The sequence below is a fragment of the Enterobacter chengduensis genome, from assembly GCF_001984825.2.
Taxonomy (GTDB): Bacteria; Pseudomonadota; Gammaproteobacteria; order Enterobacterales; family Enterobacteriaceae; genus Enterobacter; species Enterobacter chengduensis.
Genome location: NZ_CP043318.1, coordinates 1,340,717 through 1,356,347 on the forward strand (window position 1 = coordinate 1,340,717; position 15,631 = coordinate 1,356,347).

The 15,631-nt window shown below is 56.3% G+C and carries 15 protein-coding genes and 1 tRNA gene; 8 read left to right on the forward strand and 8 right to left on the reverse strand.

What is annotated here, in order from left to right; translation table 11 throughout:
• The first annotated feature begins 31 nt into the window (after window positions 1–31).
• Window positions 32–1,417 (forward strand): cysteine--tRNA ligase, encoded by a 1,386-nt coding sequence (cysS, locus tag FY206_RS06660; RefSeq protein WP_032638605.1) that lies wholly within the window; start codon window positions 32–34, stop codon window positions 1,415–1,417.
• A gap of 88 nt (window positions 1,418–1,505) precedes the next feature.
• Here the strand turns inward: cysS and FY206_RS06665 are convergent, their stop codons facing one another.
• The 5 genes from FY206_RS06665 to folD all read right to left on the reverse strand — a co-directional run bounded on the left by FY206_RS06665 (window position 1,506) and on the right by folD (window position 6,020).
• On the reverse strand, window positions 1,506–2,033 hold the full coding sequence (locus FY206_RS06665; RefSeq protein ID WP_032638607.1) for a metal-dependent hydrolase: 528 nt from the start codon (window positions 2,031–2,033) through the stop codon (window positions 1,506–1,508).
• Between the two features lie 73 nt (window positions 2,034–2,106).
• Window positions 2,107–3,123, reverse strand: coding sequence for a Mal regulon transcriptional regulator MalI (malI, locus tag FY206_RS06670; RefSeq protein ID WP_032638609.1), 1,017 nt, complete (start codon window positions 3,121–3,123; stop codon window positions 2,107–2,109).
• Between the two features lie 83 nt (window positions 3,124–3,206).
• The gene (locus FY206_RS06675; protein WP_032638611.1) at window positions 3,207–4,706 is read right to left on the reverse strand and encodes a PTS transporter subunit EIIC; all 1,500 of its coding nucleotides are present in this window, start codon (window positions 4,704–4,706) and stop codon (window positions 3,207–3,209) included.
• A gap of 233 nt (window positions 4,707–4,939) precedes the next feature.
• A complete protein-coding gene (gene ybcJ, locus FY206_RS06680; protein ID WP_004143016.1) occupies window positions 4,940–5,152 on the reverse strand; it encodes a ribosome-associated protein YbcJ in 213 nt (70 codons plus the stop codon).
• 1 nt (window position 5,153) lies between these two features.
• Window positions 5,154–6,020: a bifunctional methylenetetrahydrofolate dehydrogenase/methenyltetrahydrofolate cyclohydrolase FolD gene (gene folD / locus FY206_RS06685; RefSeq protein ID WP_032638613.1), complete on the reverse strand. Its 867-nt coding sequence runs from the start codon at window positions 6,018–6,020 to the stop codon at window positions 5,154–5,156.
• A 310-nt stretch (window positions 6,021–6,330) separates the two neighbouring features.
• On the opposite strand from folD, the gene fimA reads away from it, so the two are divergent.
• From fimA to sfmF, 6 genes are all read left to right on the forward strand, one after another.
• Complete coding sequence (gene fimA, locus FY206_RS06690) at window positions 6,331–6,882, forward strand: type 1 fimbrial major subunit FimA (RefSeq protein WP_032638615.1); 552 nt, start codon at window positions 6,331–6,333, stop codon at window positions 6,880–6,882.
• Window positions 6,883–6,950: 68 nt separating this feature from the next.
• Window positions 6,951–7,496 carry a type 1 fimbrial protein subunit FimI gene (fimI, locus tag FY206_RS06695; RefSeq protein ID WP_023310642.1) on the forward strand — a complete coding sequence of 182 codons (546 nt, stop codon included), beginning with the start codon at window positions 6,951–6,953 and terminating at the stop codon, window positions 7,494–7,496.
• Between the two features lie 34 nt (window positions 7,497–7,530).
• A complete protein-coding gene (gene fimC / locus FY206_RS06700; protein WP_032638617.1) occupies window positions 7,531–8,223 on the forward strand; it encodes a type 1 fimbria chaperone FimC in 693 nt (230 codons plus the stop codon).
• Between the two features lie 14 nt (window positions 8,224–8,237).
• Window positions 8,238–10,799 carry a fimbrial biogenesis usher protein gene (locus FY206_RS06705; RefSeq protein WP_032638618.1) on the forward strand — a complete coding sequence of 854 codons (2,562 nt, stop codon included), beginning with the start codon at window positions 8,238–8,240 and terminating at the stop codon, window positions 10,797–10,799.
• On the forward strand, window positions 10,792–11,799 hold the full coding sequence (gene fimH / locus FY206_RS06710; protein WP_032638620.1) for a type 1 fimbria D-mannose specific adhesin FimH: 1,008 nt from the start codon (window positions 10,792–10,794) through the stop codon (window positions 11,797–11,799). Before FY206_RS06705 ends, fimH begins: the two co-directional genes overlap by 8 nt.
• Window positions 11,800–11,808: 9 nt before the next feature.
• Window positions 11,809–12,330, forward strand: a complete 522-nt coding sequence (gene sfmF, locus FY206_RS06715) for a fimbria assembly protein (protein WP_032638622.1) — start codon at window positions 11,809–11,811, stop codon at window positions 12,328–12,330.
• Between the two features lie 51 nt (window positions 12,331–12,381).
• Here the strand turns inward: sfmF and fimZ are convergent, their stop codons facing one another.
• The 3 genes from fimZ to FY206_RS06730 form a co-directional block, all read right to left on the reverse strand.
• Complete coding sequence (gene fimZ, locus FY206_RS06720) at window positions 12,382–13,014, reverse strand: fimbria biosynthesis transcriptional regulator FimZ (RefSeq protein WP_032638624.1); 633 nt, start codon at window positions 13,012–13,014, stop codon at window positions 12,382–12,384.
• A 798-nt stretch (window positions 13,015–13,812) separates the two neighbouring features.
• Entirely contained in the window at window positions 13,813–14,541 is a 729-nt protein-coding gene (locus FY206_RS06725; protein WP_032638626.1) for a helix-turn-helix transcriptional regulator, read from the reverse strand.
• Window positions 14,542–14,565: 24 nt separating this feature from the next.
• Window positions 14,566–15,264 (reverse strand): EAL domain-containing protein, encoded by a 699-nt coding sequence (locus FY206_RS06730; protein WP_032638628.1) that lies wholly within the window; start codon window positions 15,262–15,264, stop codon window positions 14,566–14,568.
• A 277-nt stretch (window positions 15,265–15,541) separates the two neighbouring features.
• Between FY206_RS06730 and FY206_RS06735 the strand changes: the two genes are divergently transcribed.
• Window positions 15,542–15,618 (forward strand) — tRNA-Arg (locus tag FY206_RS06735).
• Window positions 15,619–15,631 lie beyond the last annotated feature (13 nt).

A 15,631-nucleotide genomic window follows, 5' to 3' on the forward strand; every position in this document is an offset into this window, starting at 1 on the left:
CAACCACACACGTGTTTACATGGAATCTTCGATGTTAAAAATCTTTAATACAATGACGCGCCAAAAAGAGGAATTTAAACCTATCCATGCCGGGGAAGTCGGCATGTACGTGTGTGGTATTACGGTTTACGATCTCTGTCACATTGGCCATGGCCGTACCTTTGTCGCCTTCGACGTGGTGTCGCGCTACCTGCGTTTTTTGGGCTATACCCTGAAATACGTGCGTAATATCACCGACATCGACGACAAAATCATCAAGCGCGCTAATGAAAACGGCGAAAGCTTCGTTGCGCTGGTGGATCGCATGATCGTCGAAATGCACAAAGATTTTGACGCCCTGAATATTCAGCGTCCGGACAGCGAGCCGCGCGCAACTCACCATATTCACGAAATTATCGAGATCACCGAAAAGCTGATCGCACGCGGTCACGCCTACGTTGCGGATAACGGCGACGTGATGTTCTCGGTGCCGACGGACCCAACCTACGGCGCGCTTTCCCGTCAGGATCTGGACCAGCTCCAGGCCGGCGCGCGCGTTGACGTGGTTGACGTGAAGCGTAACCCGATGGACTTTGTGCTGTGGAAAATGTCGAAAGAGGGTGAACCAAGCTGGCCATCCCCGTGGGGCGAAGGCCGTCCGGGCTGGCACATTGAATGTTCCGCCATGAACTGCAAACAGCTGGGCAAACATTTCGACATTCACGGCGGCGGTTCAGACCTGATGTTCCCGCACCACGAAAACGAAATCGCCCAGTCCACCTGCGCCCACGGCGGCGAATACGTGAACTACTGGATGCACTCCGGGATGGTGATGGTTGACCGCGAGAAGATGTCGAAATCGCTGGGTAACTTCTTCACCGTGCGCGACGTGCTGAAATATTACGACGCGGAAACCGTGCGCTACTTCCTGATGTCCGGCCACTATCGCAGCCAGCTGAACTACAGCGAAGAGAACCTGAAGCAGGCCCGCTCGGCGCTGGAGCGTCTGTACACCGCGCTGCGCGGTACCGACAGGTCTGTTCCTGCGGCTGGCGGCGAGGCGTTCGAAGCGCGCTTCATTGAGGTGATGAACGACGACTTCAACACCCCGGAAGCGTACTCCGTGCTGTTTGACATGGCGCGCGAAGTGAACCGCCTGAAGTCAGAAGATATGGCCGCGGCGAATGCCCTGGCGTCCCATCTGCGTAAGCTCTCCTCCGTGCTCGGCCTGCTGGAGCAGGAGCCGGACGTGTTCCTGCAGAGCGGTGCGCAGGCGGACGACGGCGAAGTGGCGGAGATTGAAGCGTTGATCAAGGCGCGTCTGGAAGCGCGTCAGGCGAAAGACTGGGCGGCGGCAGATGCGGCGCGTAACCGTCTGACCGAGATGGGGATTATTCTGGAAGACGGCCCGCAGGGCACCACCTGGCGCCGTAAGTAATTTTTCCCTCACCCTAACCCTCTCCCAAAGGGAGAGGGAATTGTTAGGTTTTCTCCCTCTCCCCGTGGGAGAGGGCCGGGTGAGGGCATCAGCGCGCACGCATTCTCCACCACAGCAACCCCATCAGCACCACCCCCGGCAGCCACACCCACATCAGTTCAGAGAGAATGGCCTGATGTCCGTACGGCGTGGCGTAGCGTGAGAGCGCAAACGGCGCGACCTTTATCACCTGCCACGGCGCAAAGAAGCGTTCATCAGACCACGGCCACAGCCAGCCGACGCCTTTCCCGCCGGTCGTCACGGAATCCAGCAGGCTGTGCGACAGCAGTGACACGGTTAAAAACAGCCAGCAGCGCGTCAGGCTGGCCCTGAACCATCGTCGTCCAGTCAGCACGCACAGTATCGGCACCACAAAGGCAAACAGCAGGGAGTGGGTAAACCCGCGATGGCCGAAAACGTTGCCGTACGCCACGCCGAACTTGAACGCCAGCACGTCGGCGTCCGGCAGCATGGCGAGGACAATCCCGGCAAACAGCAGGCGGGGAGGAATAACTTTGGTTCCCAGGCCTAAGCCCAGACAAAGCGGAACGGCAGCGTGCGTAATAACGGTAGGCATTGTCATTATCCATGGCAAATCATGGAAATATAGCAGTAATCCCGCGCCAGCAGACCTGTGCTAAATTCTGATTTTACGCCGACTCGCGTGCAATAAGCTGCCCGGAAAGGGTAATGCGCTGGGTTTGCAGATCCGGCTCTTTCAGCTTGCGGATAATCAGCCCCGCCGCCTGACGCCCGGTTTCATCGCTCGCTGAGGAGACGTAGGTAAACGACGGTGAGGTGAGGTTAACGTGGAGCATATCTTCAAAACCGACCAGCGCGACCTGCTGGGTCAGAAACACATCCTTTCCCACCGTGCGCCCCACCTGATGAATGCCGGAAATCGAGCCGATCATGGCGTCCGGCGAATGGCAGAGCAGGGCGGTGATGGTGTTGTTTTTCTCAAGCAGCTGACGCGTTGCCATCGCCGCCGCCTGCGTATCGTCGGTGCAGGCGGGGGACGATTCGTCACGCCAGACCAGCCCGCTTTGCGTCATGGCGCTGCGAAAACCGAGCAGGCGTTGCTCGCGAATAAGACAGCCGTCGCGTCCGCCAATATAGGCGATATTGCGGTGTCCCCGCTCAATAAGATAGCGCGCGGCCAGGTTGGCGGCCTGGCGGTTATCGCGCATCACCAGATTACATTTTTCATCCAGCAGCGACTGGGAAACCGCCACCAGCGGCAGCGGGCAGTGGCGAATGTGCTCTGGCAGCGTTGAGGTGCGGGTGTCGGACGCCAGGTAGATGACCCCGGCCACGCCCTGCTGCTTAAACGAGAGCAGGGTGCGTTCGAGATAGTCACGGTCGTTCAGGGGCTGACCGAGAAACACCATATAACCCTGCTTCTCCAGCTCCTGAACGATGCTCGCCATCACTTTGATAGAGAAGCTGTCGCTGAAGTCCCGCAGGATCAGGCCGATTAAATTAGAGGTGTTGGCGCGAAGGTTGGCAGCGGCGACGTTATGAACATAGCCCAGCGTATTGATGGCAGCGTTGACCTTCCCGATCGTTGCCTCTGAGATTTTCCCTTTCTGGCGCAGCACCAGCGAGACGGTGGAAACCGACACGCCCGCGTGCTTTGCGACATCAATAATGCTGACTTTCTTCAAAACCGCTCCTTGAAATTTGCCGATTATCAGCCAGATAAAACACGTCTCCCAGCGTACAGGAGACGTGTCGTTCAGGCATCTTATTATTTGCCGATCATGGTGGACATGGTCTGGGCGATAAACTGTGCTCTGGCACCAAAAATCACCTGAATACCGTTGTCGCCGACGAAGACCACGCCGCGCGCGCCGAGCCCGTTCAGGCCGTCTTTATCGACCGCCTCACTTTTTGACACTTCCAGGCGAAGGCGGGTGATGCAGGCGCCGACGGAGTCGATGTTATGCGCCCCGCCCAGCAGGGTGATGATCTCGGTCGCGAGTTCGGAGTCCGATTTCTCATCCGCGTTGGCGGTCACTTCCGTACGGCCCGGCGTCTTCACGTCGAAGCGACGGATCACGAAGCGGAACGTAAAGTAGTAGATCAGCCCCATCGGGATGCCGATGATAATGGCGTTCAGGAAGTTGGTCTGGTAACCGTTAAAGGACGGCAGGATCCCGAACGACAGGTAGTCGATAAAGCCCGCCGAGAACGACTTGGCGATATGCGCATGCATCAGATACATGGTCATGTAGGCCAGACCCGCCATGATGGCGTTAAAGACGTACAGAATCGGCGCCACGAAGATAAAGGTGAACTCAACCGGTTCGGTGATCCCCGTCAGGAAGCAGGTGAGCGCCGCGGAGAACAGGATGCCGGCCGCGATTTTCTTATTCTTCGTGTGGGCTTCGTGATACATCGCCAGGCACGCGGCGGGCAGCGCGAACAGCATCAGCGGGAATTCACCCTGCATGAACTTACCGGCGTTCTGGTAGGTATCGCTGCTGAAGGATTTCACACCTTCTTCCAGCATCTTGAACCAGATGGTCTGGTCGCCGTGGATCACCTGGCCCGCCTGGGTGGTGTAATCCCCGAACGAATACCAGAACGACGGATACCAGATATGGTGCAGACCGAGCGGAATCAGCGCGCGCTCCACCAGGCCAAAGATAAAGGTCGACGCCGCCTGATTATCGCCGTTAACCACCACGGAGAGCGCGTCGATACCGGCCTGAATATGCTGCCAGACGTACGGCAGCAGCAACCCCATCAGGAACGACAGAAACGCCGTTGCAATCGCCACGAAGCGCTTTCCGGAGAAGAAGCCGAGGAACTCCGGCAGCTGCATGGTGTGGAAGCGGTTATAGCACCAGGCCGCGAGGATACCGCAGATCAGGCCGCCGAAGACGCCCATCTGCAGCGTCGGGATGCCGACCACCATGGCGTATTTTCCGCCCTGAGAGGCCATTTCCGGCGTGATGCTCAGCACGGTGCTGATGGTGATATTGGTGACAAAGACCGAGACCGCTGCAGAGAGCGCAGCAATGCCGGACTCTGACGCCAGGCCTACGGCAGAGCCAATGGCAAACAGCATCGGCAGGTTATCAAAGATCACCCCGCCCGCGTTCATCATCAGCGGCAGATGAAACTTATCGCCGAAGGCCAGCAGCAGGCCCGCAGCGGGAAGCAGTGAAATTGGCAGCATTAAGGCGCGACCAATCATCGATAACTTAGACAGCGATTTAACAAACCCTGATATCAGACTCATGCTGATTTCCCCCGAGTAGCGCTTTTTTTGGCGCTGTTATTGTAAGTAGAACGTTTTAGTAGAACGTTCTACTTATCGTGGGCAAAGAGTGAAAAACGCGCAACAGAATTTTCACGTTTCAACAGATGAAATAGTGATTATTTGAAGTGGATCGATAATTAACCGTGATGGGTGTGAGGGGATTCTATCCCCTCTCCCTGTGGGAGAGGGTTAGGGTGAGGGCAACAGACGGCTCAGGCCGTAACCGTCACGCTCTGGCCTTCAAAGCTCACGGTCTGGCCCGCGACAATCTTGCAGCGCTTGCGAGTTTCTACCGCACCGTCCACTTTGACCAGCCCGTCGGCAATGGCGATTTTCGCCTGCGCGCCGCTTTCGCTCCAGCCTTCCAGCTTGAGCAGATCGCACAGCTCAACGTGCGGGTGTTTTCCTAATGAAAAAGTCGCCATCTTAAGCGTCCTCTACGTCGTGATATTCTTCGCACGCCTGCAGGGTATTCTGAATCAGCGTGGCTACGGTCATCGGGCCTACGCCGCCCGGTACAGGGGTAATGTAAGACGCGCGCGCGGCGGCATCGTCATACACCACGTCGCCAACCACTTTGCCGCTTTCCAGACGGTTAATGCCGACGTCCACGACAATCGCACCCTCTTTAATCCACTCGCCTGGGATAAAGCCCGGCTTACCGACCGCCACGATCAGCAGATCGGCGTTCTCAACGTGATGGCGCAGGTTTTTGGTGAAGCGGTGGGTCACGGTGGTGGTGCAGCCGGCCAGCAGCAGCTCCATGCTCATCGGGCGGCCCACGATGTTGGACGCACCGATGACCACGGCGTTCAGGCCGTAGGTGTCGATGTTGTAGCGCTCCAGCAGCGTCACAATGCCGCGCGGCGTGCACGGACGCAGGCGCGGCGCGCGCTGGCACAGGCGACCCACGTTGTACGGGTGGAAACCGTCCACGTCTTTATCCGGCGCGATACGCTCCAGCACCTTCACGTTGTCGATGCCTGCTGGCAGCGGCAGCTGAACCAGAATGCCGTCGATCGCTTTATCGGCATTCAGGGTGTCAATCAGTTCCAGCAGTTCTGCTTCGCTGGTCGTTTCCGGCAAATCGTAAGAGCGGGAGACGAAGCCGACCTCTTCACACGCTTTGCGCTTGCTGCCGACATAAATCTGCGATGCCGGGTTGCTGCCAACCAGCACAACGGCGAGCCCGGGTGCGCGAAATCCTGCCGCTTTACGCGCCTTCACTTTTTCCGCGACCTCAGAGCGCACCTGCTGCGCAATCGTTTTACCGTCAATAATCTTTGCTGCCATCAGAGAGAAGATTCCGTCTGTAACGTTTGAAAGGGGGGATGGCCTGTATTTTGTCAGAAGCGAGCGTCGCTGTCAGTCACCCTTTACGCGTTTTTATCAGCGAGGCGCAAAAACCCTTCTTAGGGGATGGTCAATTTCTTAGGCGGTATTAGGATGTGACCTGGCGAAATGGCAGCGTTTTGACATATTTAAAAGTCTATTCCTGAGCTACTTTGTCTCCTCCGAAATAAGCTTTCAATTTTTCAATTGAACGTATTTCTTATTCCCGATTATTGGCGGGAAGGGTTATTTACATTTTAAAGGAATAGACATGAAACTCAGCAACATTGCTTCTACTGTTATTGCAACTTTGGCCCTGGTCGCGGGTGCCGCTCATGCAGATGCGGTTTCCGTCAATGGCGGTACCGTGCATTTTAAAGGGGAGCTGGTTAATGCTGCTTGTTCAGTAAATACTGATTCTTCCGAGCAGACCGTTAATCTGGGCCAATATCGTACCGCGAAATTTACCAAAGTGGGCGACACCACCTCGAATATTCCCTTCAACATTGAACTGAATGACTGCGATCCGCAGGTTGCTCAAACGGCAGCGGTTGCGTTCACCGGTCAGATCGACCCAACGGACAAAACCCTGCTGGCCGTCACTTCCGGTAACAACGACAACACCGCGAAAGGCGTGGGCATTGAGATCCTCGACAGCAAATCCAGCGTGCTGACTCCAGACGGTGCGACCTTCTCTGCTGCGCAGACGCTGATCGAAGGGACAAACACCCTGAAGTTCACCGCGCGTTATAAATCAACGGCTGCCACTACCGAGCCAGGCCAGGCGAACGCTGACGCCACCTTCGTAATGAAATACGAATAATTCCTCCGCACAGGGATGTTCAGGCCTCAGGGACGAGGCCCGTCATACGCTATTGCCAGGAACGAAGGATGACAAGGACTGGAACACTACTGCTGTTAACCCTTGCGATGGCTTGCCCGGCATCGGCGCATACCGTGGTGATCGAGGGCGGCAAGGTTCATCTCAGAGGTGAGCTGGTGAACGGCGGCTGCGCCGTGGCGCCCGACAGCCAGAATATGCGCATCGACATGGGGCAGTACCGAACCAACTCATTTTCCGGCGTGGGCAGCTTTTCCACGGTGAATGTGCCTTTTACCGTGCGGCTGCTGGACTGCAGCGTTGATGTGTCGCGCACCGTGGGGATCCAGTTTCAGGGCGTCACGCCCGCAGAAGATCCGCAGGTTTTTCTGGCGACATCGCGGCCGGGTGAAACACCCGTCAGCAGCGGCGTTGGGCTGGCGCTCTTTGACGAGCAGCAACGTCAGATTATCCCAAACGCCACGGCCGTCAGCTGGCTGCCGATCGATACCCGCGAGCTCGCGTTCCATTTTAGCGCCCGCTACCGGGCTATTTCCGAACACCTCGAGCCAGGCAAAATTCAGTCGGATGTCTGGTTTACGTTGATTTATCCATAACACCTGCGAACACATTATTAAAGGTACGGTTGTGATGAATACCCTAATTAAACCAGGATTGTTTTTAGCGTTTATTTTGATGATGGTTTCTGCCTGCGCAAATGCATCCGGCGGTATTGCACTGGGGGCCACGCGCGTTATTTATCCCGCAGAGGCAAAGCAAACGTCGCTGGCGATCACCAACAGCAACAAGCAGGAACGCTATTTAATTAACGCGTGGATTGAAAATGCGAGCGGGCAAAAAGAAAAGACCTTTGCCGTCACCCCGCCCCTGTTTGTTAGCGAGCCCAACAGTGAAAACACGCTGCGTATCATTTACGCGGGGCCCGCGCTGCCTGCCGATCGCGAATCGCTCTTTTACATGAACGTGAAGGCCATCCCGTCGGTGAACAAAGCGAAAACGGAAAACAATAACGTGCTGCAGCTGGCGATCCTGTCACGCATCAAGCTGTTTGTGCGCCCGAACAACCTGGCGATGCAGCCAGAAGAGGCGCTTTCCCAGCTGCGGTTTGAACGCGCGGGTAACCATCTCAAAGTCAGCAACGCGTCGCCGTATTACATCACTCTCGTCAATCTGACGCTGGGCGGGAAGAAGCTGGAAAACCTGATGGTGGCGCCGAAAAGCGCGGCGCAGCAGGTGTTGCCGGCCGGTGCCGGCGGTACGCTTTCCTGGCAGAGCGTGAATGACTACGGCGCCATCACCCCGGCGCGTAGCGTCAACCTGTGAGCAGAGTCAGGGCGATGAAAAACCACCAGAGACGTTACTGCCCGGTTGCGCTGGCGCTGATGGCTGCGCTCTGGCCGCAGGCTGGCTGGAGCGAAAGCTATTTCAACCCGGCCTTTTTGTCCGACGACACCGCCAGCGTGGCGGATTTGTCGCGTTTTGAGCAAGGACACCAGCAGGCGCCCGGCGTTTATCGCGTGGATATCTGGCGTAACGATGAGTTTATCGGTACCCAGGACGTGCGCTTTGAGCAGGCCGAGAACACGCCGCCGGTGGCGGGCGGGCTATCGCCGTGCGTTACGCGCGCGATGCTCGATCGCTTTGGCGTCAACGTTGCGGCATTTCCCGAGCTGGCTAAGGTGCAGGGCGAGACCTGCGTGCCGTTGACCACGGCCATACCCGGCAGCGAAACGGTATTCAACTTTGCCTCACAGCGTCTGGACGTCAGCCTGCCGCAGGTGGCGTTGCAAAACAGCGCCCGGGGCTACATTCCGCCTGAACAGTGGGATGAAGGTATCCCCGCCGCGCTGGTGAACTACAGCTTCACCGGAAACCGGGGAAGCGAAGACGACAGCTATTACCTCAACCTGCAGAGCGGGCTGAACTACGGCGCCTGGCGCTTGCGTAACAACGGCGCATGGCGGTACACGCAGACGAACGGGCAGCGGCGCAGCGAGTGGCAGAATATTGGCACCTGGGCGCAGCGCACCGTTATCCCGCTGAAAAGCGAGCTGGTGCTGGGCGACAGCAACACCGGGAATGACGTCTTCGACAGCATGGGGTTCCGCGGCGGGCGGCTCTTCTCGGCGGACAGCATGTACCCGGACAGCCTGCAGGGCTACGCGCCGACCGTGCGCGGGATCGCCCGGACGCCCGCCAAAGTGGTGGTGCGGCAGAATGGCTACGTTATCTATCAAAGCTACGTTCAGCCCGGCGCCTTTGCGATTACCGATCTCAACCCGACCTCATCAAGCGGTGACCTGGACGTCACGGTGGAAGAGAAAGATGGCAGCCAGCAGCGCTATACCGTGCCGTACTCCACCGTGCCGCTCCTGCAGCGTGAGGGGCGCTGGAAGTACGACCTCGTCGCGGGGGATTACCGCAGCGGCAACAGCGATCAGGATACGCCGTTCTTCACCCAGGGCACCCTGGTGACCGGGCTCGCCAACGGCTTTACCCTGTATGGCGGCACGCAGCTGGCGTCACGCTACACCGCGGTGGCCGTCGGGGCCGGGAAAAACCTGGGCGACTGGGGGGCGGTCTCGCTCGATATTACCCACGCCCGCAGCCAGCTCGCGGACGACAGCAGGCACGAAGGGCAGTCGCTGCGCTTCCTCTATGCGAAATCCCTTAACAGCTTCGGCACCAACTTCCAGCTGCTGGGCTACCGCTACTCGACAAAAGGGTTCTACACCCTCGACGACGTGGCCTGGCGCACAATGGAAGGCTATCAGTATGCCGATAGCCAGAACGATAACGATGTGCCGGACGTCCAGAGTTATCACAACCTGACGTGGAATAAAAAAGGCCGCTTCCAGCTCAACGTGTCGCAGTCGCTGGGGGATTACGGCTCGGTCTACATCTCCGGTAGCGAGCAGACCTACTGGGGAACCGACGAGACGAACCTCTGGTACCAGCTGGGCTACGCGGGTGGCGTGAAGGGAATTAACTACTCCGTATCGTGGTCGTGGAACAAATCCGTTGGGATCGACGGCACCGACCGGATCGCCTCGTTTAACGTCTCCGTGCCGTTCAGTATCTTTACCCGTCAGGGGTATCGCCGTGATAGCGCGATTGACCGCGCCTACGCCACGGCATCCGCCAGCCGAAACAGCGATGGCGACACCAGCTGGCAAACCGGCGTCAGCGGCACGCTGCTGGAGGATCGCAACCTCAACTACAGCGTGACCCAGGGACACGCCAGCACCAACGGCTCAAGCGGAAGCGCCAGCGCCAACTGGCAGGCGACCTACGGCACGCTGGGCGTGGGCTACAACTATAGCCGCGACCAGCACGACCTCAACTGGCAGCTCTCCGGCGGCGTGGTTGGCCACGCTGACGGCGTGACCTTCAGCCAGCCGCTGGGCGACACCAACGTGCTGATCAAAGCCCCGGGGGCATCGGGCGTCAGCATTGAAAACCAGACCGGCGTGAAGACCGACTGGCGCGGCTACGCGGTGATGCCGTATGCCACCGTCTATCGCTACAACCGCGTGGCGCTGGATACCAACACCATGAGCAACAACACCGATATCGAAAATAACGTGAGCAGCGTGGTGCCGACCAAAGGCGCGCTGGTGCGCGCCAGCTTTGATACCCGCATTGGCGTACGCGCGCTGCTGACGGTGACGCGCGGCAGCCAGCCCGTGCCGTTCGGCGCGGTAGTTCGGGAGATCAAAAGCGGCGTCACCAGCATGGTGGGGGATGACGGGCAAATTTACCTGAGCGGGCTGCCGCTGGAAGGCGAGCTGCTGATCCAGTGGGGCGACGGGGCGCAGTCCCAGTGCCGTGCGCCATACAGCTTGTCTGAACAGAGCCTGCAGCAGGCAATCACACTGAAGGGGATTCGCTGTGAATAAAATCCACATTCTTGCCTTGTCGCTTCTGGCACTACTGCCCGCGACAAACGCATTAGCGACCGTGTGCGTCAATGAAAAAGGCGTGCCGACCGAGGTGCATTACGACCTGACGGATAAATTTAATAGCTCGAACAACCAGGTCGGGCAGGTCGTGACGCTCAGCGAGAAGTCGCAGTGGGTAGGGGTGAATGCCGTCTGCCCGAAAGGCACGACCGGGAATACCACCAGGCGTAGCTATGTGACCGATTACCCGGTGACGGGAACGAGCGACGGCTATCAGTACCTGAAGCTCAACGACTATCTGGACGGGGCCATGAAAATCACGGACAGCTATGCTGGCGTGTTTTACCCGCCCAAAAACTATATCCAGATGGGGAACCATCCCAACGTTTCCAAAAACAAACCGTTTGGCGTGCAGGATTCCAGCCTCGTCTTCCGCCTGAAGGTGACCCGGCGCTTTATCAACATGGTGGTGATCCCGCGCGCCACGATGTTCCGCGTTTACGTGACCACCACCGCCTCTGACCCGTTAACCACGCCGGTCTACACCATCAGCTACAGCGGAACCATCCAGGTGCCGCAAAGCTGCGCCATTAACGCCGGTAACGTGGTGGAGTTTGATTTCGGGGACATTGGCGCCTCCCTGTTCAGCAAGGCGGGCGCGGGCAACAAGCCGGAAGGGGTTTCATCGCAGAGTAAAACCATCGCGATTAAATGCACCAACGTAGAGGCGAACGCCATGTTGACGATGCGCGTTGAGGCTGAAAAGGTCTCCAGTAATGCGCTGGTGTCGGATAACCCGGACGTAGGGTTCATCATTGCCAACGAGAGCGGTGCGCCGCTCACGCCCAACAACCTGACGAGCAAAATTCCGTTCCGCCTCGACGACAGCGCGCAGGCGCAGGTGGGGATCCGGGTCTGGCCGGTGAGCGTAACGGGCAATAAGCCCGCGGAAGGGCGCTTTACCTCGCGCGGGTATCTGCGCGTGGATTACGACTAAGGAGCCAATATGCGAAACGGGATCCGTTTTATCACCGTGGCGCTTTTTGCGCTTTGCACTCAGGCCCGGGCGGACACCGCGCTGGGCGAAATTAACATTCAGCTCTACGGCAACATAGTTGATTTTACCTGCGTTGCCGAGGGCAGCGACAGCGACAAGACCGTCACGCTGGGCACCTGGCCCACGAAACAGCTCGGCACCACCGGGAGCCGCACGCAGCCTATGCCGTTTACGCTAAAGCTGACCGGCTGTCCGCCGGGCGCGGCGTCCATTACTTTTTCGGGAAAAGCAGACGGGAGCAATAGCGGCTTGCTGGCGCTGAATGACGCCAGTACCGCAACGCATGTCGCCGTTGAGATCAGGGATGCGGATAAAACGCGTCTGGCTCTCCAGCAGGCCAGCCAGCCGGTCCCGGTGGATGCGCAGGGGAATGCGATACTGTCGTTTTATGCCAATTATATTGCCACTGCCGATAACCCTCAGCCCGGACGGGCCGATGCGGATGCCACCTTCATGATTAACTATAATTAGCACTGACCGCACTCCCTGCAGCTCAGATAAGCTGCAGGGAGTGAATTCAGGTTAAAGCAGTTCGTGCGCTTTGGCGTAATCAATTAATTCCACGATGCTTTGCACACCCAGCTTGGAATAAATATTGGATTTATGTGCGCTAATGGTTTTGTTGCTTAATAGCAGCTGTTCAGCAATTTCCTTATTGGATAATCCATTCGCCAGGTAACGTAATACCGTGACCTCGCGGTTCGATAATGGCATATCGACTGCCATCCCTTTCCCTGAACCCAAATGGTTTATAAAGTTCAGCGTTTCAGATGGGAAAAAGGAATAGCCCATCAGGATCATTTCTACGGCGTTGTAGATCTCACCCAAATCTTTTCGTTTACTGACGAAGCCATTTGCCCCGGCGCGAATGGCGCGACCCGCGTAAAACAACTCTGATTTAGACGAGAGGAACAGAACCTTAATCTCTTTGTTTAAGTTTCTGATTCTCTTGAGTAAAGAGAATGCATCCGTGCCCGTGAGTTCAATGTCAAGGATCACCAGATCGATAGGGTGATTGCGGATACAGTCAAGGACTTCATGGCTATCGCCAGACTTGAGCTTGACTGTGATATTCTTATTTTTCTGTAGCAGGACTTCTATCGACATTCTGACGATAGGATGTTCGTCCATAATGATAACGGATGCCGGTTTCATTTTTAATGCCTCAGATTGTTAAAAGCGTTATGCAGAGTTTGTAAAACTCTCGAAGTGCCGGAAGGATATAAAGTGCAGATCCCTATACCGTAGTATTTCCCTGGAAAGAGCGAAAGCATCCTTGTTTACGTAATGAAAAGAACTGTGCCTCAGCGCGGTCATCTCATTTGGCTGGTGTTGGCAAAAGATTTTTCTTATTCAGATTTGGTACGCTTCTTATTATACAGGGTAAGTTTTTTCCGAAAACCCTGTAAATTAATATCCGCTTATGGGTTTGTATTATCTTCTGGATCTGAATCGCTATTTTTTTAAATTTAGCGGAAATATCCTGTTATCCCATTTACCGCATATTTTCATCTTTATGTAATAACAAAAAATAACAGATATCTCTGTATGTTGATCAATTGTTAACAAAAATACGCATCATTTGACGGGATAAACCCACGCTGATGAGGTTAACAATTGCCCTCGCAGGCCGTCATACCTTCATCTGAAAGCGCATGAGCGGACCCGGAGGTTCGGGTCTCCTGTACAGGAGAAGATGCTATCCGCTTCGTTTTTTCCTCCCGGATGATGTCGCTGAGCTGCTTGTTTTTACATCATTATCATCTTATTAACGCTCTCTGCATTCACTTAACGGATGGAGGAAAGTGCTGCCGTTCGTTCAATTTGCGGCATTTCAGAAGGTTAGCGCCCATAAATTAGGAATAGTTATAATTTCGACGTTATTGTTAATAATTAACATTTTTGCAACATGAATGGTAAGTAAATTCCTAAAGCGCTTTAGGAAATAAGGGGTTAGGGCGTGAGTGAAAAGGTGCAGTCTGAGAGGTTGTTGAGAAGGTGGAGCAATTCCTGCCGATGGCTCAACCCGAGCTTCACCAGGATGCAGCTGAGACGATAGATAATGCGGCTATAGGGACGATTCTGCATAAGCGCAATCTGGCGTAACGTTTTGCCGCGGGAAAGTTCCTGCAGGATCGGCCATTCATTGCGCGAGAACCAGTCTTTATCGGATCCCTGTGGGGGCGGCGTATCCAGCAGGCTGTGCTGGAGCGCCGCGGCGTTCAGCTGGCGCTCGAGCACGTGAAAGGGACCTGCCGCTTTGCAGAAGAGGCGGGTGTCATAGTTATCGGCGCGGACTAACAGCCAGGGCGTAAGGAAAGGAGGAAACAGGCTATGCCTTCTCAACTGATCCAGTTTATCAAGAAGCCCCGTAGAGCGGCTTTCAATATCCACGACCAGACGGGCGGAGGGCCATTGCGCCTGCGCGATAAGGGCGTCGTCCAGCGTGGCGTAGTCGCAGCAGCTGCTCAGGGGAAACTGCCCGTTGAGAAAACCGGTGCGCAGGTAATGATCTTCCGTCACCAGAAGGATAAACGGGGCGTCTGTTTTGCGGGGCTGGCTGATGGACTGGCTCAAAAATTCGAGCCGGTCGAAAAAGGGGGGAGCAAAAGGTGAGCGCGTGAATCCCAGTGCATCACTTCCTGTACGCCGCCGCCGGTAACGGCGCACTGTCATTCGCATGGCCTCCCTCCTGGAAATGGCGTTTTAATCCTCCGGCCATGTCCAGGACGGCCAGTAATATCCCTGGCCGAGGTCTGCGCCTGCCTGCAGTGCCCAGGTACGATCGCGTTCAGTCTCAATACCTTCGATAAGCACTTTCCCGGCCAGCTGAAAGCAAAGGGAAACCAGTTGTCTCAGGGCAGGGGTATCGCGTAAACGCCAGAATGCTTCCTTATCTATCTTGATGCCGCTTAACGGGAGTCGGCAGGATAAAAACGACGTGATTAAGTCCTCATCTACGTCATCCAGCCAGACAGCGTGCCCCTGTCTGCTGAGCTGCTGCAGGTTTCGAACGACCCGCTCCTTCTGCGCGCAGGGCAGCGCCACAAAAGAGGCGAGGTCGACCAACTCAATATTGAGCGGCGCGCCTTTCATCCGGATAAGCCGCTGAAAAGACGCAGGCTCTGTCAGGACGGTTATCGGCAGATTAATAAAAAGGTTATGAGCGTGCGGCGTATTTTTTAACGCGGCCAGCTGTGCCTCAAGCAGCGTTAACGACCAGTCTGCTGACCGATCGCCAAAAAAGTCCTCGCTGCGCCGCGTATCTGACAGAACGCTCAGCACCTCCACGCCAGCCCGGCGCAAGGAGGTGAGGGCGACGATGGGCTCAAGCTTAATGCCGACGATGTCCTGAGAAATGTAGTGTAACCGGGGGGGCGTATCGATCGGGTTTTGCGCTGTCACTCCATTGTCCTGTTTTCTGTCAGCCTCCAGGCGGCTGGGATACCTGACTCTAGTGTGACGAGCAGTCGTTCAGGAAAACAGCAGGCGTTACTTAAATGCAACTAAGCCTTTTCGCAGCGCTAAATTTTACGGTGAAACAGGAGGAAATGTTGAGAAAATAGCCGTATTTACAATCGGCTAGCGGTAATTGCCCCTGAAAACGGAAAAGGCATTGACTCACCTGCCATTGACCGTATAATTCTTCGCGTTTCACACCGCGAAGTTCACTCTTCTCAGTGCGCCCTTAGCTCAGTTGGATAGAGCAACGGCCTTCTAAGCCGTAGGTCGTAGGTTCGAATCCTACAGGGCGTGCCATTAAGAAACAGGC

Bases quoted from the DNA above. Each gene is read 5' to 3' on its own strand.
- fimA (WP_032638615.1), top strand. From the start codon at position 6,331: ATGAAACTCAGCAACATTGCTTCTACTGTTATTGCAACTTTGGCCCTG.
- fimC (WP_032638617.1), top strand. From the start codon at position 7,531: ATGAATACCCTAATTAAACCAGGATTGTTTTTAGCGTTTATTTTGATG.
- FY206_RS06705 (WP_032638618.1), top strand. From the start codon at position 8,238: ATGAAAAACCACCAGAGACGTTACTGCCCGGTTGCGCTGGCGCTGATG.
- FY206_RS06675 (WP_032638611.1), bottom strand. From the start codon at position 4,706: ATGAGTCTGATATCAGGGTTTGTTAAATCGCTGTCTAAGTTATCGATG.
- FY206_RS06725 (WP_032638626.1), bottom strand. From the start codon at position 14,541: ATGCGAATGACAGTGCGCCGTTACCGGCGGCGGCGTACAGGAAGTGAT.
- sfmF (WP_032638622.1), top strand. From the start codon at position 11,809: ATGCGAAACGGGATCCGTTTTATCACCGTGGCGCTTTTTGCGCTTTGC.
- fimI (WP_023310642.1), top strand. From the start codon at position 6,951: ATGACAAGGACTGGAACACTACTGCTGTTAACCCTTGCGATGGCTTGC.
- folD (WP_032638613.1), bottom strand. From the start codon at position 6,020: ATGGCAGCAAAGATTATTGACGGTAAAACGATTGCGCAGCAGGTGCGC.
- cysS (WP_032638605.1), top strand. From the start codon at position 32: ATGTTAAAAATCTTTAATACAATGACGCGCCAAAAAGAGGAATTTAAA.
- ybcJ (WP_004143016.1), bottom strand. From the start codon at position 5,152: ATGGCGACTTTTTCATTAGGAAAACACCCGCACGTTGAGCTGTGCGAT.
- fimZ (WP_032638624.1), bottom strand. From the start codon at position 13,014: ATGAAACCGGCATCCGTTATCATTATGGACGAACATCCTATCGTCAGA.
- FY206_RS06665 (WP_032638607.1), bottom strand. From the start codon at position 2,033: ATGCCTACCGTTATTACGCACGCTGCCGTTCCGCTTTGTCTGGGCTTA.